Annotated in this window: 24 protein-coding genes; 12 read left to right on the top strand and 12 right to left on the bottom strand. The window is 64.6% G+C overall.

Annotated elements, in window-relative coordinates; genetic code table 11:
- The first annotated feature begins 19 nt into the window (after window positions 1–19).
- The 3 genes from AC4D2M_RS03290 to ccsB are packed head-to-tail and all read left to right on the top strand — an operon-like array spanning window position 20 to window position 3498.
- Entirely contained in the window at window positions 20–733 is a 714-nt protein-coding gene (locus AC4D2M_RS03290; protein ID WP_490890415.1) for a cytochrome c biogenesis CcdA family protein, read from the top strand.
- 42 nt (window positions 734–775) lie between these two features.
- A complete protein-coding gene (resB, locus tag AC4D2M_RS03285; protein ID WP_490889949.1) occupies window positions 776–2464 on the top strand; it encodes a cytochrome c biogenesis protein ResB in 1689 nt (562 codons plus the stop codon).
- Window positions 2464–3498: a c-type cytochrome biogenesis protein CcsB gene (gene ccsB / locus AC4D2M_RS03280; protein WP_490889947.1), complete on the top strand. Its 1035-nt coding sequence runs from the start codon at window positions 2464–2466 to the stop codon at window positions 3496–3498. Before resB ends, ccsB begins: the two co-directional genes overlap by 1 nt.
- A gap of 109 nt (window positions 3499–3607) precedes the next feature.
- Here ccsB and AC4D2M_RS03275 read toward each other — a convergent pair whose 3' ends face one another.
- Window positions 3608–3988, bottom strand: a complete 381-nt coding sequence (locus tag AC4D2M_RS03275; RefSeq protein ID WP_490889945.1) for a PLD nuclease N-terminal domain-containing protein — start codon at window positions 3986–3988, stop codon at window positions 3608–3610.
- Between the two features lie 30 nt (window positions 3989–4018).
- Between AC4D2M_RS03275 and AC4D2M_RS03270 the strand changes: the two genes are divergently transcribed.
- Complete coding sequence (locus tag AC4D2M_RS03270; RefSeq protein ID WP_490889943.1) at window positions 4019–4312, top strand: DUF4229 domain-containing protein; 294 nt, start codon at window positions 4019–4021, stop codon at window positions 4310–4312.
- 21 nt (window positions 4313–4333) lie between these two features.
- On the opposite strand, the gene AC4D2M_RS03265 is transcribed toward AC4D2M_RS03270, so the two are convergent.
- The 4 genes from AC4D2M_RS03265 to AC4D2M_RS03250 form a co-directional block, all read right to left on the bottom strand.
- On the bottom strand, window positions 4334–5218 hold the full coding sequence (locus AC4D2M_RS03265; RefSeq protein WP_490889941.1) for a 1,4-dihydroxy-2-naphthoate polyprenyltransferase: 885 nt from the start codon (window positions 5216–5218) through the stop codon (window positions 4334–4336).
- Window positions 5219–5283: 65 nt separating this feature from the next.
- Complete coding sequence (gene menE, locus AC4D2M_RS03260) at window positions 5284–6417, bottom strand: o-succinylbenzoate--CoA ligase (RefSeq protein ID WP_490889940.1); 1134 nt, start codon at window positions 6415–6417, stop codon at window positions 5284–5286.
- Window positions 6418–6423: 6 nt separating this feature from the next.
- The gene (locus AC4D2M_RS03255) at window positions 6424–7395 is read right to left on the bottom strand and encodes a 1,4-dihydroxy-2-naphthoyl-CoA synthase (RefSeq protein WP_490889938.1); all 972 of its coding nucleotides are present in this window, start codon (window positions 7393–7395) and stop codon (window positions 6424–6426) included.
- A 49-nt stretch (window positions 7396–7444) separates the two neighbouring features.
- On the bottom strand, window positions 7445–7882 hold the full coding sequence (locus tag AC4D2M_RS03250; RefSeq protein WP_490889936.1) for a VOC family protein: 438 nt from the start codon (window positions 7880–7882) through the stop codon (window positions 7445–7447).
- Window positions 7883–8049: 167 nt separating this feature from the next.
- Here AC4D2M_RS03250 and AC4D2M_RS03245 point away from each other — a divergent pair, with 167 nt between their 5' ends.
- From AC4D2M_RS03245 to AC4D2M_RS03215, 7 genes are all read left to right on the top strand, one after another.
- Window positions 8050–8259, top strand: a complete 210-nt coding sequence (locus AC4D2M_RS03245) for a dodecin (RefSeq protein WP_490889934.1) — start codon at window positions 8050–8052, stop codon at window positions 8257–8259.
- Window positions 8260–8420: 161 nt separating this feature from the next.
- On the top strand, window positions 8421–9617 hold the full coding sequence (locus AC4D2M_RS03240) for a thiolase family protein (RefSeq protein ID WP_490889932.1): 1197 nt from the start codon (window positions 8421–8423) through the stop codon (window positions 9615–9617).
- Window positions 9617–10369: an enoyl-CoA hydratase/isomerase family protein gene (locus tag AC4D2M_RS03235; protein WP_490889931.1), complete on the top strand. Its 753-nt coding sequence runs from the start codon at window positions 9617–9619 to the stop codon at window positions 10367–10369. Before AC4D2M_RS03240 ends, AC4D2M_RS03235 begins: the two co-directional genes overlap by 1 nt.
- On the top strand, window positions 10366–11235 hold the full coding sequence (locus AC4D2M_RS03230; RefSeq protein WP_490889929.1) for a 3-hydroxyacyl-CoA dehydrogenase family protein: 870 nt from the start codon (window positions 10366–10368) through the stop codon (window positions 11233–11235). Before AC4D2M_RS03235 ends, AC4D2M_RS03230 begins: the two co-directional genes overlap by 4 nt.
- A gap of 53 nt (window positions 11236–11288) precedes the next feature.
- Window positions 11289–12128 carry an endonuclease/exonuclease/phosphatase family protein gene (locus tag AC4D2M_RS03225; protein WP_490889928.1) on the top strand — a complete coding sequence of 280 codons (840 nt, stop codon included), beginning with the start codon at window positions 11289–11291 and terminating at the stop codon, window positions 12126–12128.
- A 490-nt stretch (window positions 12129–12618) separates the two neighbouring features.
- On the top strand, window positions 12619–13680 hold the full coding sequence (locus AC4D2M_RS03220; RefSeq protein ID WP_490889927.1) for a class I SAM-dependent methyltransferase: 1062 nt from the start codon (window positions 12619–12621) through the stop codon (window positions 13678–13680).
- Between the two features lie 30 nt (window positions 13681–13710).
- Window positions 13711–14466: a tyrosine-protein phosphatase gene (locus tag AC4D2M_RS03215; RefSeq protein WP_490889925.1), complete on the top strand. Its 756-nt coding sequence runs from the start codon at window positions 13711–13713 to the stop codon at window positions 14464–14466.
- On the opposite strand, the gene AC4D2M_RS03210 is transcribed toward AC4D2M_RS03215, so the two are convergent.
- Window positions 14463–14825: a PaaI family thioesterase gene (locus AC4D2M_RS03210; RefSeq protein ID WP_490890412.1), complete on the bottom strand. Its 363-nt coding sequence runs from the start codon at window positions 14823–14825 to the stop codon at window positions 14463–14465. The genes AC4D2M_RS03215 and AC4D2M_RS03210 overlap by 4 nt on opposite strands.
- 172 nt (window positions 14826–14997) lie before the next feature.
- Between AC4D2M_RS03210 and paaZ the strand changes: the two genes are divergently transcribed.
- A complete protein-coding gene (gene paaZ / locus AC4D2M_RS03205; protein ID WP_490889923.1) occupies window positions 14998–17082 on the top strand; it encodes a phenylacetic acid degradation bifunctional protein PaaZ in 2085 nt (694 codons plus the stop codon).
- Window positions 17083–17199: 117 nt separating this feature from the next.
- On the opposite strand, the gene AC4D2M_RS03200 is transcribed toward paaZ, so the two are convergent.
- The 6 genes from AC4D2M_RS03200 to paaI form a co-directional block, all read right to left on the bottom strand.
- Window positions 17200–18018: a type IV toxin-antitoxin system AbiEi family antitoxin domain-containing protein gene (locus AC4D2M_RS03200; protein WP_490889921.1), complete on the bottom strand. Its 819-nt coding sequence runs from the start codon at window positions 18016–18018 to the stop codon at window positions 17200–17202.
- A gap of 175 nt (window positions 18019–18193) precedes the next feature.
- Window positions 18194–18712 carry a DUF427 domain-containing protein gene (locus AC4D2M_RS03195; RefSeq protein WP_490889919.1) on the bottom strand — a complete coding sequence of 173 codons (519 nt, stop codon included), beginning with the start codon at window positions 18710–18712 and terminating at the stop codon, window positions 18194–18196.
- A complete protein-coding gene (locus tag AC4D2M_RS03190) occupies window positions 18709–19023 on the bottom strand; it encodes a DUF427 domain-containing protein (protein WP_490889918.1) in 315 nt (104 codons plus the stop codon). The genes AC4D2M_RS03195 and AC4D2M_RS03190 overlap by 4 nt, the downstream gene beginning before the upstream one ends.
- 46 nt (window positions 19024–19069) lie before the next feature.
- On the bottom strand, window positions 19070–19672 hold the full coding sequence (locus AC4D2M_RS03185; protein ID WP_490889916.1) for a TetR/AcrR family transcriptional regulator: 603 nt from the start codon (window positions 19670–19672) through the stop codon (window positions 19070–19072).
- 54 nt (window positions 19673–19726) lie between these two features.
- Window positions 19727–21058 carry a phenylacetate--CoA ligase PaaK gene (gene paaK, locus AC4D2M_RS03180; protein WP_490889915.1) on the bottom strand — a complete coding sequence of 444 codons (1332 nt, stop codon included), beginning with the start codon at window positions 21056–21058 and terminating at the stop codon, window positions 19727–19729.
- Window positions 21055–21543 (bottom strand): hydroxyphenylacetyl-CoA thioesterase PaaI, encoded by a 489-nt coding sequence (paaI, locus tag AC4D2M_RS03175; RefSeq protein WP_490889913.1) that lies wholly within the window; start codon window positions 21541–21543, stop codon window positions 21055–21057. The genes paaK and paaI overlap by 4 nt, the downstream gene beginning before the upstream one ends.
- Between the last annotated feature and the right edge of the window lie 11 nt (window positions 21544–21554).

Here is a 21554-nt window from a genome sequence, read left to right as displayed (position 1 = left end):
CACGGTGCTCAACGGTTCCATGCTGCTCGCGCTGCCCGTGGCGCTCCTGGCGGGCCTGGTCTCATTTGTGTCGCCCTGCGTGCTGCCGCTTGTTCCCGGGTACCTCGGCTACGTCAGCGGACTCACCGGCGTGGACCTGGAGCAGCAGAAGCGTGGGCGGATGGTGGCCGGGATTGGTCTTTTCGTCATCGGTTTTTCGCTGGTCTTCATGGCATACGGCGCGCTGTTCGGGCAGCTCGGAGCGTGGATGGCCGGCTCCCAGGAGTGGCTGATCCGGATCTTCGGCCTCGTGGTGATCGTGCTCGGGATTGTCTTCATGGGCGGGCTGTCGTGGTTCCAGCAGGACCGGAAGCTTCACACCAGGGTCCCGAGCGGCCTCTGGGGGGCGCCGCTCCTCGGACTCACGTTCGGCCTGGGTTGGGCCCCGTGCATCGGCCCGACTCTCTCTGCGGTGCAGCTGCTCGCTTTCTCGAACGACGGCGCCAGTGCGGCCAAGGGCGCGCTGCTCACCTTCGTGTACTGCCTGGGCCTCGGACTGCCGTTCCTGCTGATCGCACTGGGACTGCGGCGGGGGATGGGTGCGATGGCCTTCTTCCGGCGCCACCGGCTGCTTCTGCAGCGCTCCGGCGGTGGCATGCTCATCCTGGTCGGCGTGCTCATGGCGTCCGGCGTCTGGAACCTGTGGATCAACGAGCTCCAGCAGTGGCTGGGCGGCGTCACCCTTCCGATCTGATGACTCATGAATAATTCGAAGGCTGAAGCTAAGGACAACTCAATGGCAAAGAAGGACCGCGAAGACAACGTCGCGCTCCCGGCTCTTGGGTTCCTGGGCAGCTTGCGCTGGGTGTGGACCCAGCTGACGAGCATGCGCACGGCCCTTTTCCTGTTGCTCCTGCTTGCGGTCGCAGCGGTGCCTGGCTCGCTGTTCCCGCAGCGTCCTGCAAACCCTGCCGTTGTCACCCAGTACATTCAGGACAACCCGGAGACCGGCCCCATCCTGGACTGGTTCCAGCTGTTCGACGTCTACTCGTCCGTCTGGTTCTCAGCGATCTACCTGCTCCTGTTCATTTCGCTGATCGGGTGCGTCATCCCCCGCGCGATCGCCCACGGCCGTGCCTGGCGCTCGAAGCCGCCCCGCACGCCGAGCCGGCTCTCACGCATGCCGGTACACGGCACGTTCGCACTCCCAGCCGGACCGGGGCCCCGCTCGAGTGGGCAGGAAGGCGGGCGCCCGACGTCGGCCGCTGCCGCCGTCGTCGATGCCGCGGGCGTGCTGAAGAAGCGCGGATACCGGGTGGACGTGCGGGACGGGAACGGTGCACGGCCCTCCGTCGGCGCCGAGCGGGGATTTCTGAAGGAACTCGGGAATCTCGTGTTCCATCTGTCCCTGATCGGGGTGCTGGTATCCGTAGCCGTCGGCGGGCTGTTCGGCTACCGCGGGCAGAAGATCCTGGTCGAGGGCGAGACCTTCGTGAACACGCTCGTCGGCTACGACTCCTTCACACCGGGCACCAACTTCTCCGAAGACAACCTGGACCCGTATTCCATCACGCTTGAGGAATTCGACGTCCAGTTCGACCGGCAGCTCACCCACTATGGGCAGCCCATCGACTTCACCGCCACCATGACCAGCAGAACCGCACCCGGGGAGGAACCGGAGGAGCGGATCCTGAAGGTCAATGAGCCGCTGACCATCGGCGGCACCAGTGTGTACCTGGTGGGCAACGGCTACGCACCCGTCGTTACAGTGCGCGACGGCGACGGCAACATCGCGCACCAGGGCCCCGTCGTGTCGATTCCCCAGGACGGCCTGTTCACTTCGCTCATGGTGCTGAAGGTGCCCGACGCGCAGCCGGAGCCGCTCGGCTTCGTGGGCTTCTTCCTCCCGACTGCGGCGATCGATGAGAACGGTGTCTCCTTCAGCCGCGATCCCGACCCATTCCTACCGCAACTGAACCTGAACTCCTACTACGGTGATCTCGGACTGGACGACGGTGAACCCCAGAACGTGTACGTCCTGAATACTGACACCCTGACCGAGCTGAACAGCCGGAACAGTGAGGCCGGCGGCATCGTGCTCGACGCCGGTGAGACGTTCGAACTGCCTGACGGCCTGGGCTCGATAACGTTTGACGGGCTGCGCCGCTACGCAGCGCTGGACATCACCCACGACCCGGCGGAGCTCGGCGCTCTGGTGTTTTCATCCCTGGCCCTGGCGGGGCTCAGCGCCTCCCTGTTCATTGGCCGACGCCGGGTGTGGATACGGACGGGCACCGGCGCGGACGGCGGGATCACGGTCGAGTACGGCCTGCTGGCCCGCGGCGAGGATCACAGGCTGGCAGGCGAGGGTGCTGCAATCGAGAAGCTTTTGCGGGAACGCTGGCTGGCGGGCGGCACCGAAGACTACGAGAATGAGACAGCGCACGCGGGGGCGTCGGCGCCCGTAAGCGGTAAGGACAACTGATGCAGAACATTAACCAGACCCTTGGCCAGTACAGCGAGCTGTTCATGCTGCTCGCTGCTCTCGCCTACACGGTTGCTTTCCTCGCCTTCACCTGGGACCTCGTCAAGAGCAGCAGGCGCATCCGGGAAATCGAAGCAGAGCTCGCCGAATCGGCCGAGGAACGGGAGCTCGTGCTCGCCGGCGCGGTAGCCGGGGGGAAGCGCGGGAAGTCAGCCGACGACGACGGCGCTCCAGTCGGATCCACCGCCGACGACGCAATGAACTACCAGGGCGAGCGACGCTCGGTGGCGCGCATCGCCGTCGCACTCACCATCGTCGCCGCTGCGATCCACGCGGTTGCCGTGGTCAGCCGCGGTGTTGCCGCCGGCCGGGTGCCGTGGGGCAACATGTACGAGTTCTGCACCACCGGCGGCCTGGTGGTTGCTGTTGTTTTCCTGCTGGTGCTCACGCGTAAGGACCTGAGGTTCCTGGGCACTTTCGTGATCGGCCTGGTGGTGGTCATGCTGTGCGCGGCCACTATCGGATTCCCGACGCCGGTGGCCAACCTCGTGCCGGCGCTGCAGAGTTACTGGCTCATCATCCACGTGTCCGTGGCCGTTGTGGCCTCAGCGCTGTTCACCCTGACCTTCGCGATGTCGGTGCTCCAGCTGATGCAGGCGGACCGGGTCTCACGCCTTGCTTCGGGTCGGAATGACCGTCTGCCGTTCATGCGGTTGGTGCCGTCCGCACTGAGCCTGGAGAACCTTTCCTACCGCATCAATGCGATTGCCTTCGTGCTGTGGACGTTCACCCTCATGGCCGGAGCCATCTGGGCCGAGAAGGCGTGGGGCCGTTACTGGGGTTGGGACACCAAGGAAGTCTGGACGTTCGTGATCTGGGTGGTCTACGCCGGTTACCTGCACGCCCGTGCCACCCGCGGATGGACCGGAACGCGCGCCGCATGGCTCTCGATCGTTGGCTACCTGTGCATCGTCTTCAACTTCACGATCGTGAACATCTACTTCTCGGGACTGCACAGCTACGCCGGCGTCTGACCGCTCAACACCCAGCGCTTCAACCACCCAACGTTGAATGGGCAGGACACGCCCCTAATGCTCACGCGTTAGGGGCGTGTCCTGCCCATTCGTTCAAGTCAGCTAAAGCCTAAGAGGTCTTGCCGTCGTTGGCTGTGCCCTCGTCCTTCTTTTTCTCCTCGCGAGCGCGGCGCTCGGCCTCACGCTTGCGCTGTTCGGCCTCGCGGGCTTCCTGCCGACGCTGGACCTCAAGATTGCGCAGGAACTGAGGGTCGTCGTCGGGCGCGGTGGGGCGGCGCGTCTGACGCTGGCTGGGACGGTCATCCCTGCGTGGACGACCGAACAGGAACCATAGACCGGCACCCAGAAGGGGGACAAGGAGGATGGTGAAGAACCAGGCCGGTTTTGAGATGCTGCGCACTGATTCGGCCCGGCTCATGATGCAGTCGAACAGCGCATAAACAATGACAGCGATCCCCAGGATCACGAGGAACAGCAACAGGCGCGGCATGCATCAATTGTAGGCGAGTAAACTTGACACGTGCCCTTCCTCAAATTCACCGCTTTACGCCTCGGCTTCGTCGCGGTGTTCTTCGTGATCTGCTATTCCCTCGGCCTGGGGGCGATCTTCTCCGTGATCGCCGCAGCCATCATGGCCTGGTGCGTCACGTACCTCTTCTTCCGCGATCTCCGCAACGAAGCAGCGTCATCCCTGCAGCGCAGATTCCGGGACGGAGCCCCGCCCGTCCGCACCGCCAGTGAACTGCGCGATGCAGACGCCGAGGACACCCTGGACCCGAATACGCCAGTCAACTCCGACCGCCGCCAGCCGTAATCGCAGGCGGGCGAACCGGGTCTAGGACAGTGAGCTCGAGAGCACCAGGCCCGCGCCGAACAGCACGCTGAAGCCCAGATTGATGATGCTCGTCTGTTTCAGGACGGGAATGAGGCTGCGCCGTTTCTTGCCTTTGAGCATCAGCCAGCTCGGCATCAGGCACAGTGGGACCAGGAGCAGGACCAGCAGCACCCACGGGTAGTCGTAGACAAGGAACAGTGGCAGCAGCAGCGACACCGCAAGCATCATGACGTAGCTGATCCGGGCGGCCGTGTCGCCGAGGCGGACAGCGAGGGTGAGCTTGCCCGCTTCCCTGTCTGTGGGGATGTCCCGCACGTTGTTCGCCATCAGCAGCGCCATGGCGATGATTCCGGTACTGACCGCTCCGACCCAGGCGGGGCCGCTCAGCTGCCCGGCCTGGGTGTAGGTGGTTCCAAGGGTGGCCACCAGGCCGAAGAAGACGAAAACAAAAAGATCCCCGAGGCCCATGTACCCGTACGGGTTGCGCCCGCCCGTGTATCCCCAGGCTGCAGCAACGCAGCCCAGTCCCACGAGCAGCAGGAACCAGGCCTGGGACAGCACAATCAGGGCGAGACCTGCGACCATGGCCAGTGCGAAGCACCCGAAAGCGGCCCACTTCACCTCAGACGCTTTTGCCGCCCCGGAGCCGGTCAACCGCAGCGGACCGACGCGGTCATTGTCGGTGCCGCGGATACCGTCGGAGTAGTCGTTCGCGTAGTTGACCCCCACCTGCAGCAGGATCGCCACCAAGGCGGCCAGAAGGGCATTCACGGGCTTGAATGCCCCGAGGTCAAAGGCCGCGGCGGACCCGATGATCACGGGGGCCACCGCCATCGGAAGAGTGCGGGGACGCGCTCCCTCCACCCATTGCGCAGCTGTTGCCACGGTGTTCCTCCGGTTGTCTACGGTGTTGGTCCTGCCTGGACGCTGCTCTCGGGTGCGGGAGCCCATTACAGCGTTGACTGTTCGAACAGCGCGCGAACAGCCAGCCGGTCGGGCTTGCCGCTGGGCAGCATGGGAAGTTTGTCGAGAGTGAGCACGATTTTCGGTGCCGCGTGGGGCCCCAGCTGCTCCTGCGCGTGCTGCCGCACCGCGTCCGGATTGACTGAGCCGACGACGGCGGCCGCCACCTGGGCGCCCCACTCCGGGTGCGGGATGCCAAGCACCAACGCTTCACTGACTCCCGCCAGGCCCTCGATGACGCTGGCCACCGCGACTGCTGAGACCTTGAGACCGCCGGTGATGATGACGTCGTCCACCCGGCCATGAACGGTGAGCACACCGTTGTCGATGGTGCCGTCGTCGTCAGTACGGAACCAGCGGCGCCCGGAGTTGAACGGGAACCTCTCCCGGGTCAGCACCGGCTGGCCCAGATAACCGTCAGACAGGACGGGGCCGCTGATCCAGAGCCGGCCGTCTTCGTTGGTGAGTTCCACGCCGTCGAGGGGGACGCCGTCGTACACACAGCCTCCGCAGGTCTCGCTCATGCCGTAGGTGCGGACGATCTTCAGGCCGTGCGCACGGGCTCTGCTGCGGAGCGCCTCGGTGACGGCCGCGCCGCCGAGCAGGATCGCGTTGAACCGCTGGAGCGCCTTGATGGTTTCAGGCGCGGGATCATCCAGCAGACGGTGCAGCTGGGTGGGCACCAGGGACGTGAATCGCACCTTGTCGGTCAGTTCACCGGCGGCTTCAGTAAAACGTTCCGGGCTGAAGGTTCCGCTGAGGTCCATGGCCCATGGCCGGGTTCCTGCGTACAGGGAACGCACCAGCACCTGGAATCCGGCTACGTAGTGCACGGGCAGGGTCAGCAGCCACTGCCCCTCGGCTTTGAGTGCGTACGCGGTGCCCATGGCGGACGCGGCAAGCGCATCGACGCTGAGCATGGTCTGCTTCGGGGTGCCGGTGGACCCGGACGTGCTGAGCACCGCAGCAATCTCGTCGTTCGGCAGTTCGCCGTCGAAGCGCTGGTGCTCATCGGTGTGCGGCGCAACCGCGGGACCCTCGCCCGCGAGGGCTGCTGCGAGCGGGGGGAGCAGGGTATGCGGGTCGAAGCCGGGCGGGGTGTGAACGGGCAGGAGTTCCATGGGCGCCTAGAAGTAGTAGGGGAAGCTGGACCAGTCGGGGCTGCGTTTCTCGAGGAACGCTTCCTTGCCCTCGACGGCCTCGTCGGTCATGTATGCCATGCGGGTGGCTTCACCGGCGAAGACCTGCTGTCCGGCCAGCCCGTCATCGGGCAGGTTGAAGGCGAACTTCAGCATGCGGATAGCCTGCGGACTCTGCCTTGCGATGTCTGCCGCGTACTCAAGCGCGACTTCCTCAAGCCGTTCGTGATCAACGGCTTCGTTCACTGCTCCCATGTCGACCATGTCTTCGGCGGAGTACTCGCGTGCGAGGAAGAAGATCTCACGGGCGCGCTTCTGGCCGATCTGGCGGGCGAGGAGGGCTGACCCGTAGCCGGCGTCGAAGCTGCCCACAGTTGCATCGGTCTGCTTGAACTTGCCGTGCTGCCGCGAGGCGATCGTCAGGTCCGCCACCACGTGCAGGCTGTGGCCGCCGCCCGCTGCCCAGCCGTTGACGACGGCGATGACCACCTTCGGCATGGTCCGCATCAGCCGCTGAACCTCGAGGATGTGAAGGCGCCCGGCACGTGCGGGGTCGATGCTTTCCCGGGTTTCGCCCTCTGCGTAGCGGTAGCCGTCCCGCCCGCGGATCCGCTGGTCGCCGCCCGAGCAGAAGGAATGCCCGCCGTCCTTGGGGGAGGGGCCGTTGCCTGTGAGGAGGACCGTCGCGACGTCCGGGGTCATGCGGGCATGATCCAGTGCCCGGTACAGCTCGTCCACGGTGCCCGGACGGAAAGCGTTGCGTACCTCCGGCCGGTTGAACGCGATGCGGACGGTGGGCAGGTCCCGCGACGCGGCGCCGTCGTTGCGGCTGCGTTCCACCTGGCTGCGTTCTACCTGACGGTGGTAGGTGATGTCCTGAAGATCCTCAAATCCCTCCACGAGCCGCCACCGGGCAGGGTCAAAGACATCGGATACCTGGGCAGGAAGGTCTGTGGTCACCAATCGAGTCTAGCTTCGAGGGCGGGGGTGACTTCAAAGTGCTTCCTACCTAGCTCACACAGAACTCATTACCCTCAGGATCAGCCATGGTGTACCAGATGTGCGGACCCTCATTGCCCTGGTGCAGGAAGCGCGCCCCGCGGCTTTCCAGGGCGGCCCGCACGGCGTCCCTGTCATCGCCGTCGAGGCTGATGTCGAGGTGGATGCGATCCTTGACCGTCTTCGGTTCCGGTACTTTCATGAACAGGATGCGCTGGCGACCTTTCTGGCCTATTTCTTCAGGACGGCACACCGCCTCGCCGGTGTTCCAGACCCGGACGCCATTGTGCTCGATCAGGTCACTTTCCTGTGCGTATCCTTCTGCGAGCATCTTGTCGATGAAATTCTGGTTCGTCGGCTCAACCTCCCACCCGAGAGTTTCTGCCCACCAGTCAGCCTGGGTATGGGGATCTGCGCTGTCGACTACTACCTGAATGTTGTAGGTCATGGCTCCCAGCGTAGGAACGGCTGCAACCCCGATCCAGTACATTCCGGACAAACTCTGTCCGTTATTCCGGTGGCGGTCAGCCGCGGAAGGGTCTGGACCGGAACCGCGGGGAGGACTAGCGTGACACCCACCCGCCGGAGTGGCCGGCGTCCGCTGAAGGAGGAAGCATGGCGAACCATACGTACAGCATTTCCGAGGTTGTCGGGACATCACCGGACGGGGTGGACGCAGCCGTGACCAACGCGGTGACGCACGCTGCCAAGACGCTCCGGAACCTCGACTGGTTCGAGGTCAAGGAGATCCGGGGGCATCTGGTGGATGGCGCCGTCGCTGACTGGCAGGTGACCGTCAAGCTGGGCTTCCGTTTGGAGGAGTAGTCGCGGGCCGAGCCGTTGACGATTCCCGCAATACTGTCCCCAGACGGCCTCAGTTGACCCTTCCGGCACCCCGTGCGATTCTTTATAGAACGAACGGTCGGTAATTATGCCGCCCTCAGCGTGACGCGCTGACGATGACGACGATGATGACGGAGGCTGGCATGGCCGAGGCTTTTCTGGTGGGCGGGGTTCGCACCCCGGTGGGACGGTACGGTGGAGCGCTTTCAGCGGTTCGGCCGGACGATCTCGCAGCGCTCACCCTCCGTGAACTGGTCCACCGCTCGGGCCTGGATCCCGAGGTTGTAGACGAAGTCATCCTCGGCAACGCCAACGGCGCCGGCGAGGAAAACCGTAACGTCGCCCGCATGGCCACCCTGCTCGCAGGTCTGCCGGACACCATCCCCGGGATCACGGTGAACCGGCTGTGCGCATCCGGGCTGTCGGCCATCATCATGGCGTCGCACATGATCAAGGCGGGTGCGGCCGACGTCGTTATCGCCGGTGGCGTCGAGTCCATGAGCCGCGCGCCCTGGGTGATGGAGAAGCCCACGACGGCGTTCGCCAAGCCCGGTGCAGCCTTCGACACCTCGATCGGCTGGCGCTTCACCAATCCAACCTTCGCGGCGCAGGAAAAGACTACCTACTCGATGCCGGAGACGGCAGAGGAAGTGGCCCGCATTGACGGAATCACCCGTGAGGACGCTGACGCCTTTGCCTTCCGCTCACACCAGCGGGCGGTCGCGGCGACAGAAGCGGGTCGCTTTTCAGACGAAATCGTCCCGGTCAACACCACGCGCGGCAAGAAGAACGTCACCGTGGACACCGATGAGGGGCCACGGCCGGACACCACGCTCGAGGTGCTCGCGGGTCTGAAGCCGGTGGTGACCAAGGACGGCGTTGTGACCGCCGGGAACTCCAGCTCCCTCAACGACGGCGCGTCCGCCGTGATTGTCGCGTCCGAAGCGGCACTCACCCGGCTCGGCCTGACTCCCCGTGCCCGGATCGTCACGGGCGCCTCAGCGGGGGTGTCGCCGGAGATCATGGGCCTCGGCCCGGTTCCGGCAACGCAGAAGGTGCTCGAACTCTCCGGTCGTTCCATCGGCGACCTCGACGCCGTCGAACTCAATGAAGCGTTCGCCACCCAGTCCCTCGCCTGTATCCGCAGGCTCGGCCTCGACGAGGAAATCGTCAACCGCGACGGCGGCGCGATCGCCCTGGGGCACCCGCTCGGTTCCTCCGGCTCGCGACTCGCGGTCACCCTGATGGGCCGCATGGAGCGCGAGGGCGGACACCTCGGCCTCGCCACCATGTGCGTCGGCGTGGGGCAGGGAACCGCCATGCTCCTGGAGCGTGTGTAGTGCAAACCCTGAAAATCGACGACGGCGGCGACCGCCTGGGCGTCCAGCTCCACCGCCCCGACGTCCGTAACGCGATCGACCAGCAGATGGTCGACGAGCTGCACGAAGTGTGCGCTGACCTCGAGCGCACTCCGCGGATCCTCATCCTCTCCGGAACGGGCGGCGTGTTCGCCTCCGGCGCCGACATTGCACAGCTGAAGGAACGACGGCGCGAGGACGCACTCGCTGGAATCAACTCGACGCTGTTCTCCCGGATCGCAAGCCTCCCGATGCCCGTCATCGCCGCTCTGGACGGCTACGCACTCGGTGGCGGCGCCGAGCTCGCCTTCGCCGCCGATTTCCGGATCGGTACGCCCGAACTCAAGATCGGGAATCCGGAGACCGGTCTGGGGATCCTGCCCGCAGCCGGCGCGACGTGGCGGTTGCGCGAGCTTGTCGGCGAGCCGCTCGCAAAGGAGATCCTGCTCGCGGGCAGGGTGATGAACGCCGACGAGGCGCTCGCCGTCCGGCTCATCAGCGAGATCCATCCGGCTGAGGAGTTGCTGCAGGCTGCCCACCGCCTCGCAGACCGTATTGCCCGCCAGGACCCGCTGGCAACCCGCGTCACCAAAGCCGTGTTTCACGCACCCCGCGAGGCCCACCCTATGATCGACCAGCTCGCCCAGGGCATCCTGTTCGAGTCCGAGGCGAAGTTCGAACGCATGCAGGCATTCCTGACAAGGAAAGACACAGACAGGAAGAAGAAACTTTGACCACACAGCGCAATCAGGCCATTCCCTCAACCGTGGGCGTCCTCGGAGGCGGGCGCATGGGCGCAGGTATTGCGCACGCGTTCTGTGTGGCGGGTGCCGCCGTCGTCGTCGTTGAACAGAATCGCGACGCAGCGGAGGCCGCGCGCGGACGCATCACCGCAGCGCTCGATCGCAGCATCGCCAAGGGGACCACGCAGGAGAGTCTCGACGCGCTGTCGGGAAGGCTGGAAGTGGCCACCGATTACTCCGTGTTCCGGCCGTGCGGCCTGGTGGTTGAAGCGGTGCCGGAGGACCTCGGGTTGAAAACCGCGGCGCTGCGCGGTGTCGAGGAGCAGCTCGACGACGGCGCGTGGCTCGCAACGAACACCTCCTCCCTGTCCGTCGGTGAGCTGGCCGGCGTCCTGCAGCGGCCGGACCGGTTCTGCGGGCTGCACTTCTTCAATCCCGTGCCCGCCTCGACGCTCATTGAGGTTGTGCTCGCGCCTTCCACGTCGGCTGAACTGGCCGAGAAGGCACGCGGGTGGGCTGAAGCCTTGGGGAAAACGCCCGTCGTGGTCAAGGACGCTCCGGGATTCGCCAGTTCACGCCTGGGTGTTGCGATTGCCCTCGAGGCGATGCGCATGGTCGAGGAGGGTGTTGCATCTGCCGAAGACATCGACACGGCGATGGTTCTTGGTTACAAGCACCCGGTTGGTCCCCTGAGGACAACGGACATTGTGGGCCTCGACGTGCGGCTTGGAATTGCCGAATACCTGGCGTCGACCCTCGGCGAACGGTTCGCTCCGCCGCAGGTCCTGCGCGACAAAGTGGAGCGCGGCGAGTTGGGACGGAAGTCAGGCCGGGGTTTCTTCACCTGGGACGATTGACCGCCACGCGAGAGCCTTGCCCGCTTGAGAGCTAAAAGGGCTAAGGTTTTGGAATGAGCGAGCGGACGACCCTGGTGGATAAGCCGTTGATCGGACCGGTTGATGCGCCTGAGCTCCATGTCATGACCTACAACATCCGACGCCGGGTGGCTCATGTGAACCCCTGGAGCCACGATTATTGGGGCCGCAGGGAACCGCTGGTCCGTCGCCTGCTCGCAGCTGAGCAGCCCACCGTCCTCGGCGTGCAGGAAGCGCTCCCGGACCAGTTGCCGGCGATCCTCGAGAGCCTCGGAGACAAATACCGGAGTATCGGCCGCGGCCGCAACGCCGACGGTGACGGCGAGCAGTGCCCCATCGTCTACAACGCGGACCGGCTGGAACTGCTCGACTGGGATCAGGACGCGTTGTCCAACACCCCGGACACCCCGGGCTCCAACGATTGGGGAAACCTCATCCCCCGCGTCGTTGTTACCGGCCGTTTCCGGGACCGGAACACGGGTAAGGAACTCACAGTGGTCAATACGCACCTTGACCACATGTCCCGCAAGTCCCGTCAGCGGTCAGCGGAGGCAATCAGGTCGCTCGTTGCGCGGACTGAGGGCGCCGTCGTCGTCATGGGCGATTTCAATACCGGCGCCGCATCGCAACCGTATGAGGAGCTGACCAACGGCGAGGTTCTCGCTGACGCCTGGGACGCGGCACAGAAGCGGGTGACCGAGCTCTGGGGAACTTTCCCGCACTACCGTGCGCCGAAGCAGGGGCACAAGCGTATCGACTGGCTGATGGTGAACCGGGATGTCACCGTGGTGGAAACGGGCATCAACACCACGCGCTACAACGGGGACTGGCCCTCAGACCACACGCCGGTGCAGGCGACCATCACAATCGATTAGTCGATCGCCTTGCGCACCTCCGGCAGGTACCCGGACTTGTAGCCCTTCGCGGTTGGATGGATCTCACCAGTCCCCGTGCAACCGGTGAATGTGATCCGGGGGTCCGGCGAACCGATTCCGTGCTTATCGAATCCTTTGGCTACGTCCTCGAATTCGGCGCGGCGGCGGCAAGGTCGTTGCCGCCCGCGGAAACGGTAACAAGATCAGTCTGCGGGCTGATCTCCTCTGCTGCCGCAAGACCGGCCATTTGTTCCGGGAGGTCGGGCACACGCCTAACACGTTGGCGGCACGCGCACCGGAACAGGCTGTTTTGAACGTCAGCTGCAATGAGACCCGAAGCCAGGAGTACGCTGGCTGTGCTTCGGAGGAGTTTCATCGGATCAAGATACGCCTGAATCCCTAATTCGAACGTAGGGTTTCGGCGAGCCTTGCCAGCCTCGCCGAACAGGTACATCCTAGGTCTCATCGACACCTCAACGCGGGAGGGAAAGTGGGCCCTGAAGCCGATGCAGGGGCCGTCGCGGAGCGTATTTTCAACGCTGCACTCGGCACCATGGACATCCTCGCCATCCACCTCGGCGACCGGCTCGGCTGGTACCGGAGCCTTGTGAACGATGGCCCTGCGTCTGCGGCCGAACTGGCACAGCGCACCGGGACGTCCGAACGTTATGCCGCGGAGTGGCTCGAGCAGCAGGCCATCACCGGCCTCCTGACTGCGAACGACGACGACGGTGCCCGCCGCTTTACTCTGCCTCCTGGTGCGGCGGAGGTGCTGACTGACGGCAGCAGTCTCAACTTCCTCGCTCCACTGGCCCGGATGCTGGCAGGTGCTGCCGTGCAGCTTCCTGCGTTGCAAGCGGCGTACCGCGCCGGCGAGGGGGTCAGCTGGCAGCAGTTCGGCGATGATGCCCGCGTGTCGCAGGCTGATATGAACCGTCCGTGGTTCGAACGGGAACTCGCTAACGCCTTGAAACAGGCACCTGACGTGATGACGCGCCTGCAGAAACCACAAGCATCGATCGCGGACATCGGCTGCGGAGCCGGCTGGTCGACGATTGCACTCGCCCGGACGCTCCCCTCAGCGGAGGTCACGGGGTTCGATATTGACGCGGCCTCGATCGATCTTGCACGGACCAATGCGTACGCCGCGGGGAGCAGTGTAGATTTTCAGCACGTCGACGCTGCGGGGTTGCCCGAGCAGCAGTTCGACGCGGTATTCGCCTTCGAGTGCATCCATGACATGCCCTACCCGGTTGACGTACTATCAGCGGCCCGCCGGTCGCTCCGTGCCGGGGGAAGCGTCATCGTCATGGATGAAGCTGTGGCGGAAACCTTCGCTCCACCCGGTGATGAGGTCGAGCGACTTATGTATGGGTTCAGTCTGCTGATTTGCCTGCCCGATGGCATGGCTCACCCCAACAGCGCCGGCACCGGAACTGTCATGCGTCCGGACACCTTGCGCCGGTATGCCTCGGCAGCCGGATTCAGCGAGGTTCGGGTCCTGCCGATCGAGGGCTTCGGGTTCTTCCGCTTCTACGAGTTGGTGCCCTAACGGACTCGTTGCCGCTTGTTACCCTGAGGCATGGCTTCGATTGATCTGGATCACCTGCGCCGGAACGGCGTGAGCCGGACGGTTCCATGGCAGGGTGCGGTCAATGCGCGGGACCTTGGCGGCGTCAGCCCGGACATCCGCCCCGGAAGGCTGTACCGGATGGGCCGACATGAATGGCTCACGGACGCCGGTTGGCAACAGGCATACGACGACGGCGTCCGGACCATCGTGGACCTGAGGAACCCGGGGGAGCGCGGACGGCGTGACACGGACCCTGTGATCAATCCAGCCGTCCTGGACCGCTTCCGGGTGGTCAACTGCCCGACCGAGGACCAGTCCGATGAGGAGTTCATGCGGCTGGTCGGCCCCTACCTGAGCACACCCGAGTACTACCTGGAGAACCTTCGCCGCTGGCCCGAGAAGATCGCCGCGGTGGTGCGCGTCATCGCGGAGTCGGAGGGCGCCGTCGTCGTGCACTGTTCCGCCGGGCGGGACCGGACCGGCATGGTGACCGCGGTGCTGCTGGCGCTCGCCGGCGCGTCGCATGAGGACATTGCCGACGATTACGCGCTGGCCGTACACGGCATCAACGAGCACCACCGCGCACAGGAGAAGCCGCACGAGAGGCCGAAATCACCCGAGGAACTGCACGAGTGGATCCTGCACACCAGAGCTCACCTGCTGGAGCTGCTGGACGGTTTTGACGCCGAGGCGTACCTGCGGAAGGCGGGGCTGTTGCAGGCGGAGATTGACGCGGTTCGTGCGCGGCTGACCTCCCGGACCTAGCCCTTCCCGGGTTTCTTCTCGAGCAGCAGGTTGGTGATGCGCAGGGTGCAGAGGCGGCCGCCGCCGTCGTTGGTGATCACTACCTCATGGGTTGTGAGGGTGCGCCCGAGATGGATCGGGGTGGCGGTAATGGTGATGATGCCGTCCCGTGCGGACTTGTGATGCGTCGCCGAAACGTCGACCCCGACAGCAGTCTTGCCCAGCGTGCTCGCGTGAATGACTGCAGCCCAGGAGCCGACGGCCTCGCCGACCGCCAGCGACGCTCCACCGTGCAGCAGCCCGAACGATTGGCGGTTTCCTTCCACCGGCATTGTCGCGACGACCCGTTCGACGGACTGTTCGAGGATTTTCACGCCCATCTTCTCGTCGAGTTCACCGAGGGTTATTTGCCAGGGTTCGCCGGTCACTTAGGGCTCCTTGTGGGGGTGTGGGCGGATCGCACGTTCATGTACTCTGGACATATTACCGAACGTCCGTTCAGTAATGTTTGTTCAGACACCTCCGTGAGCTTCCGAACGCGAAAGGTCAACGATGACTTCGACCGCCCTCAGCGTGGACATTGTCCCCAGCTTCATCCGCGACGCCTGGTGGACCCCTGACCAGCACACGTTGTCCGAGGACAACGCCGCCGAAGTACGGGATGCCAGCACCGGCGAACTGCTTGCCCTGGTGAGCACGAGCGGGCTGGACGTTGCCGACGTCGTCGACTACGCCCGAACCACCGGGCAGGGCGAGCTGGGGGAGTTCACATTCCACCAGCGTGCACTGAAGCTCAAGGCGCTGGCCCAGTTCCTGAACGACCGTCGTGAGCAGCTCTATGAGCTCTCTGCCCGGACCGGCGCAACGAAGATCGACTCGATGGTGGATATCGACGGCGGTATCGGAGTCCTGTTCACCTTCGGTTCCAAGGGCCGGCGGGAGCTGCCCAACTCGCAGGTTGTTATCGACGGGCCGGTGGAGGTGTTGTCGAAGGACGGTTCCTTCATCGGGGAGCACATCTACACCCGCATCCCCGGGGTAGCCGTCCAGATCAACGCCTTCAACTTCCCGGTCTGGGGGATGCTTGAGAAGCTCGCGCCGGCGTTCCTGGCCGGTGTGCCCACCATCGTGAAGCCCGCGACGCCGACCGGTTATCTCACGGCCGCCGTCGTGAAGCTCATCATCGAGTCGAACATCCTTCCGGCGGGTTCGCTGCAGCTCATCTCCGGCCCTGCCCGCGACGTGCTCGATCACCTCGATTACCGCGACCTGGTGTTGTTCACGGGTTCCGCGTCCACGGCGAACAAGCTGAAGTCCCACGAGAATGTGACGACCGGCGGCGTACGCTTCTCGTCGGAAACTGACTCGCTCAATGCGGCGATCCTCGGTGAGGACGCAGTGCCGGGCACGCCCGAGTTCGACGCCTTCATCAAGTCCCTCGTGACGGAAATAACCGTCAAGGCAGGCCAGAAGTGCACGAGCATCCGCCGAACGCTGGTTCCGAAGGCGCTGGTGAACGACGTCGTTGCTGCCGCCCGCGACCGCATCGAGCAGCGCGTCACGCTCGGCGATCCGCGCGCTGAGGGTGTCACCATGGGCGCGCTCGCGTCGGTGGAGCAGCTGCGGGGTGTCCGCGAGGCCGTCGAATCGATGCTTGCAGCCGGCGGTGAGCTCGCGTACGGAACGCTCGACTCTCCCCGTGTCACACACGCTGACGGCACTGTGGATGTCGCTGAGGAAGGCGCGTTCATGGCTCCGGTTCTTCTGACCTGGGAGAACGCGGACGCCGTGGAGCTTCATACGGTGGAGGCTTTTGGTCCCGTCGCCTCGGTGGTGGGGTACGACGACGTCGCCCACGCCGTTCGTCTGGCCGCCATGGGGGAGGGTTCGCTCGTGGCGACGGTCTGCACGAATGATCCGTCCACTGCCCGCGAGCTGGTGACCGGTATCGCCGCCCACCATGGCCGCGTCCTTCTGCTGAACCGTGAGGATGCGCGGTCATCAACCGGGCACGGCTCACCCGTTCCGCACCTGGTGCATGGCGGGCCGGGCCGCGCCGGTGGCGGCGAGGAGCTCGGCGGTATCCGGTCCGTACTGCACCACATGCAGCGCACAGCCCTGCAGGGTTCGCCGAACATGCTGACCGCGATCACAGGCGTCTGGCATACCGGTGCTGACCGCAACTTCGATGAGGAACATCCGTTCCGGAAGAACCTCGCGACGCTGCGCATCGGCGATGCGGTACGGTCTGACCTGCGTCAGGTAACCCTTGAGGACATCACGGCCTTCGCCAACAGCACGGGTGACAAGTTCTACGCCCACACCAACGAGGAAGCCGCGGCTGCCAATCCGTTCTTCCCGGGCATTGTGGCGCACGGATACCTGCTGCTCTCGTGGGGTGCAGGGCTGTTCGTTGAGCCTGCGCCGGGGCCTGTTCTAGCGAACTATGGTCTCGAAAACCTGCGGTTCATCACGCCCGTTGCGGCCGGCGACTCCATCCGCGTGACGCTGACGGCGAAGCGCATCACGCCGCGCGAGGATGAGGAATACGGCGAGGTGGCCTGGGACGCGGTACTCACGAACCAGGACGACGAGATCGTGGCCACCTACGACGTCCTGACCCTCGTGGAGAAGTAACTCCAGGTCTCTGCTCGCGTCCAGCCCCGCCCGCCCACCTCGACACTCCACCTCGACGGTCCACCGGGATTTCCCACCGAACTCGCGTGTTCGGTGGGATAGTCCGGATATTCCCACTCAACCCGCGAGTTCAGCGGGACGGTACCTCGCGACTGCTTGCTGAACCAGCCGAACGAATTCGTTCGGCCGATCCACGATGAGCTGATAAGTGGCCCGGAGCAGGGGAGTGCCGTTCAGCGTCAGCATGTTTCCGCGTCGCCGATCTTCCTCAAAATCAGCGGCATCGCTGTGGTGCTTCCTACCGTCAGCTTCAATTCCGAGGACTCCCTCGACGAAGAGGTCCAGCCGGCCGACGCCCTTCACGTAAACCTGCGTCTGGACGGACAGTCCCGCGGCCCTCAAATGGTACCTGGCGGCAGTTTCGATGATCGATTGCGAGTGCGGGTCTACGAGATGCACGATTCTTCGCAGATTTCGATCCCGCACTCCGCCCGTACGGTTGCGCAACTGCTCAAGAGTGACAAGCCGCTTGATCACCGCTGATTCAACAATGCACAGGGCCTCGAGCTCAGGAAGGCACCTCATGCATTGCAGGCAAATATCGAGCGGCGTAAGCCGGATGCCTGAGCGATGAACCAGGAAGTTGCCCTGCACAGGTCGTCCATGATCGACGCTGACGTGAATGGAGCGTGGTTTGGTGAGAACCCATAATCCCAGACGCTCCGCAGCACTAATGCACGCTAATTCGGTCATGGCACAGGTGGCCGCAAGAAGTACGGGGTCAGCATCGGGTACGGCGTACACGCCACGGACGGGACGGAAGAGGCGTTCGTCTCGCAGCGCTGCGAGGATCTCGTGCCCGCTGAAACCAGCCCTCTCCAAATCTCGCCGCCGGGCCACTCCGCCTCGTTCAGCGACCATTTTCACGATGTCCATGCCCACCATGCTCGCGGCCACCTCGCGCGCGCGGTCGGGGGAATATCGCTATGTGGATAAGGCTCCCGCTGGGATATCCCGCCGAGCTGAAGGCCTCAGTGGGATAGTCCGGATAATCCCACTGACCTACCCGGTTCGGTGGGATATCCCGATGGAGGTGGGCGCAGCCGGCAGGCTAGGACCAGGGCGTGACGGGCTTGTCTTGCTGTGCGCCGTCGACCAGCAGGTCCACCCGCTCGTTGAAGAAGCACACTAGGCCATGGATCTGGTTGGCATCCGGGAAACGTGAGTCGTACTGCCAGGCGATGTCCCTGCCCTTCGGCGACTCCGCGTAGGAGAAATAACTCGCTTCGCCCTTGTAGGGGCACACCGTCCGGGTCGCGCTTGGCTCAAGCACATCGAACCGCACGTCCTCGGGCGGGATGTACAGACGAGGGGGCAGGAACGTTTCATACAGCAGGGCGGCGCGTGACGTCTCGGCGAGTGTGGTGCCTCCCATCCGCACCGTGACCTGTTCGGACGAACGGCGAATGTCGATGCGGCGGAACGGGTCTCGTGGATGTCCGATGATCGATTCATCGTCCTCACGCCAGTCCAGCGCATCGAAGTCGAGCAGGATGTAACCAGCGAGTGAAGCGTCGTCCGGGCGGAAGGCAGCATTGGGCCGGGAGGAGTTGCCCGCCGTGACGGTCAACGGGGTGCCGGTTGTCGTGTGCCGGCTGAAGGGCGTGCGGGGTCCAGGACTGGCGGACCCTCCAGCATGATGGCCACGGGGTACTCCTCGCCGACCGGCTGCTCCGCATTCGGGGGAGACAGTTCCGCCCGCACGTCCTCCTCCGGCACCGCGAAAATCGGGGTGACCCGCTTCGGCTCCCACACAAGCAGCGCACGGCGGGTGTCGACGACCGAAGTGCCGTCGAGGTCACCACGAACTCGTTTGAGGGTGGGCTCGTAGCGAAGTTCGGAAAGCAGACCCAGCATCGTGTCGGAGAGCTTGGTGCTCATAGGATCAGGGTCCGCTCAGGGCGGGGATCAGTCAAGACCGAAGACGTCAGGCGTGGTGGAGGCCCTCAAACACCATGGCGATGACGTCGTCGGCAAGTTTTTCGGGAGTCAACGGGCCGCCAGGCTTGTACCACTCGACCACCGAGTTGATGGTGCCGAACAGCAGCCTCGTGGTGGTGCGCGGGTCGATGTCCCTGCGGATGGAGCCCTCGGAGCGGGCAGCCTCAACAAGTGCGGCGACCTGCCGGTCAAACGTACGACGGCGCTCAAGGGCTTCGCGCTCAACCTCCGTATTGCCGCGTAACCGCAGCAGGAGCGTCACGAAGGGCAGGCGCTCGGTCAGCACTGCGATGGTGCCGCGCAGCACGTACTCGAGCCGCTGATCCGCCTTGCCGGAGGTTGCTTCCGCTTGGGTCAGTACAGCCTCGAGTCCGCCGAGTGCGTGGTCCAGGGCAAGCCGTAACAGGTCACCCTTCGACGGCACGTGATGGTAAATCGCCGACTTGCTGATGCCCAGGTTCTCCGCGAGGACCCCCATGGACGTGGCCTCATAACCATGCCGGTTGAAAACGTCGACGGCGATGTTAAGGACGGTCTGCTGGTCATATCCGGGGCGTCCGCGGCGGGTAGCGGCCTGTGGGCTGGGCATACGCGCTATTTTCGCATGAACGTTCGGTCAGATGAGCTAACGGGTGTCACGCTGTTACGCCTTCGGCCGCAGGTCGTAGATCCGCTTGAGCTTGCCGCTTGAGCGCGCCAGCGATCCGCTCTCCACGACCGACACGGCGCAGCTTGAACCGATGTGAATCTTGATCTGTTCGCTGAGCTGGGATGCCGCCGCCTCAGCTTCATCGGCGCTGACACCCTCGCGCGGCTCGATCCGGACGGTCATCTGGTCCATGCGCTGGCCCTCAGGGCGTGTGAGCTCAAGCTGGAAGTGCGGGCTCAGCGCCGGTATGCGCAGTGCGATCTCCTCGATCTGCGTGGGGAAGAGATTCACGCCGCGCAGAATGATCATGTCGTCGCTGCGCCCCGTGATGCGGTCCATGCGCCGCATGCCCGGGCGTGCGGTGCCCGGCAGCAGGCGGGTCAGATCATGCGTGCGGTAACGGATGATCGGCAGTGCCTCCTTGGTGAGCGAGGTGAACACGAGCTCCCCGGACTGGCCGTCGTCGAGCACTGTGTCGGTGAAGGGGTCAATGATCTCAGGGCGGAAGTGATCTTCCCAGATGTGGGAGCCGTCCTTGGTCTCAACGCATTCACCCGCGACGCCGGGGCCCATCACCTCGGACAGCCCATAGATGTCACAGGCGTCGAAGCCCATCCGATGTTCGAGCTCCTGACGCATCTGGTTGGTCCAGGGCTCGGCGCCCAGCACGGCGGTCTTCAGCGAGGTGCTCTGCGGATCGATGCCGGCAGCGACCATTGCGTCAAGGATGGTCAGCAGATAGGTCGGAGTACTGAGGATTGCGTCCGGTTCGAAGTCCCGAATGAGCTGCACCTGACGTTCGGTCTGTCCGCCCGAAATGGGGATCACGGTGCAGCCGAGCCTTTCCGCACCGGCATGAGCTCCAAGACCGCCGGTGAACAGCCCGTAGCCGTACGCGTTGTGAACCTTGTGCCCCTTCTTCACGCCGCTTGCACGCAGGCACCGCGCCACGAGTGACGCCCACCGGTCCAGGTCCCCGGTTGTGTAGCCGACCACGGTGGGCCGCCCGGTTGTGCCGGAGGACGCGTGGATCCGCGCCACCCGGTCCTGGGGGACAGCAAACATTCCAAACGGGTAGGTCTGCCGAAGGTCTTCTTTGGTGGTGTAAGGGAATTTGGCGAGGTCCGAGAGCTCGCGTAGATCAGTGGGGTGCACGCCGGCGTCGTCGAACTTGTGACGGTAAAGGTCCACATTCTCGTAGGCGTACCTGACCGTCCACTGCAGCCGCTCAAGCTGGAGTTCCTCGATCCGACCCCGGTCGTAATTCTCCTCGGGATCCCAGGTGGCTGTTTCCGCTGCGGTTGCCTTGATGGCCGTGGTGGTCATGCTTTCCTCGTTCCGGACGCGTCTTCCGATTGGGGCAGGTTTTGATTGCGGCGGTTCGGGACGGTGCGGGAGCGACCACGGAACAGGGCGACGAGGCGCTCGCTGTCGGGGGCACCGCCCTCATCGGTTGCCGTTATGGTGATGTCAAAGACGCCGCTGCGCCCCGCGCCGGCACTTCTGTCCGCCACCGCAGTGAGGCGTTCGCCGGGCATCGCCGAAGACAGGAAATTGATGTCGACGCCGGAGGCGACAGTGATGGTGTCAGTCTCACCAATGGGGTTGCAGGCAAGAGCGAACGCCGTGTCGGCGAAGGCGAAGATCATTCCGCCGTGGGCGATGCCGAAGCCGTTGAGCATTTCTTCACGCACACGCATGGTGGTGGTGGCGTGCCCGTCGGCAAGGCGCAGCACCTCGATGCCGAGCCAGTGAGAGGCGTAGTCCTTCTCCAGCATGGGGTGAACAGGGCGGACGTCAGTGTCCTTCATGGAGGCCTCTC

It is taken from the genome of Arthrobacter sp. TJ-270 (genome assembly GCF_058269075.1).
The sequence above is the reverse complement of the archived record's forward strand: the minus strand, read 5'-3'. Positions and strand labels throughout refer to the sequence as shown.

Excerpts from the sequence above, each read along its gene's own strand:
- AC4D2M_RS03225 (WP_490889928.1), top strand. The coding sequence starts at position 11,289 with ATGAGCGAGCGGACGACCCTGGTGGATAAGCCGTTGATCGGACCGGTT.
- AC4D2M_RS03215 (WP_490889925.1), top strand. The coding sequence starts at position 13,711 with ATGGCTTCGATTGATCTGGATCACCTGCGCCGGAACGGCGTGAGCCGG.
- AC4D2M_RS03290 (WP_490890415.1), top strand. The coding sequence starts at position 20 with ATGCTGCTCGCGCTGCCCGTGGCGCTCCTGGCGGGCCTGGTCTCATTT.
- resB (WP_490889949.1), top strand. The coding sequence starts at position 776 with ATGGCAAAGAAGGACCGCGAAGACAACGTCGCGCTCCCGGCTCTTGGG.
- AC4D2M_RS03185 (WP_490889916.1), bottom strand. The coding sequence starts at position 19,672 with ATGCCCAGCCCACAGGCCGCTACCCGCCGCGGACGCCCCGGATATGAC.
- AC4D2M_RS03250 (WP_490889936.1), bottom strand. The coding sequence starts at position 7,882 with ATGACCTACAACATTCAGGTAGTAGTCGACAGCGCAGATCCCCATACC.
- ccsB (WP_490889947.1), top strand. The coding sequence starts at position 2,464 with ATGCAGAACATTAACCAGACCCTTGGCCAGTACAGCGAGCTGTTCATG.
- AC4D2M_RS03240 (WP_490889932.1), top strand. The coding sequence starts at position 8,421 with ATGGCCGAGGCTTTTCTGGTGGGCGGGGTTCGCACCCCGGTGGGACGG.
- paaZ (WP_490889923.1), top strand. The coding sequence starts at position 14,998 with ATGACTTCGACCGCCCTCAGCGTGGACATTGTCCCCAGCTTCATCCGC.
- paaK (WP_490889915.1), bottom strand. The coding sequence starts at position 21,058 with ATGACCACCACGGCCATCAAGGCAACCGCAGCGGAAACAGCCACCTGG.
- menE (WP_490889940.1), bottom strand. The coding sequence starts at position 6,417 with ATGGAACTCCTGCCCGTTCACACCCCGCCCGGCTTCGACCCGCATACC.
- paaI (WP_490889913.1), bottom strand. The coding sequence starts at position 21,543 with ATGAAGGACACTGACGTCCGCCCTGTTCACCCCATGCTGGAGAAGGAC.
- AC4D2M_RS03210 (WP_490890412.1), bottom strand. The coding sequence starts at position 14,825 with ATGGGCGTGAAAATCCTCGAACAGTCCGTCGAACGGGTCGTCGCGACA.
- AC4D2M_RS03245 (WP_490889934.1), top strand. The coding sequence starts at position 8,050 with ATGGCGAACCATACGTACAGCATTTCCGAGGTTGTCGGGACATCACCG.
- AC4D2M_RS03190 (WP_490889918.1), bottom strand. The coding sequence starts at position 19,023 with ATGAGCACCAAGCTCTCCGACACGATGCTGGGTCTGCTTTCCGAACTT.
- AC4D2M_RS03275 (WP_490889945.1), bottom strand. The coding sequence starts at position 3,988 with ATGCCGCGCCTGTTGCTGTTCCTCGTGATCCTGGGGATCGCTGTCATT.
- AC4D2M_RS03200 (WP_490889921.1), bottom strand. The coding sequence starts at position 18,018 with ATGGACATCGTGAAAATGGTCGCTGAACGAGGCGGAGTGGCCCGGCGG.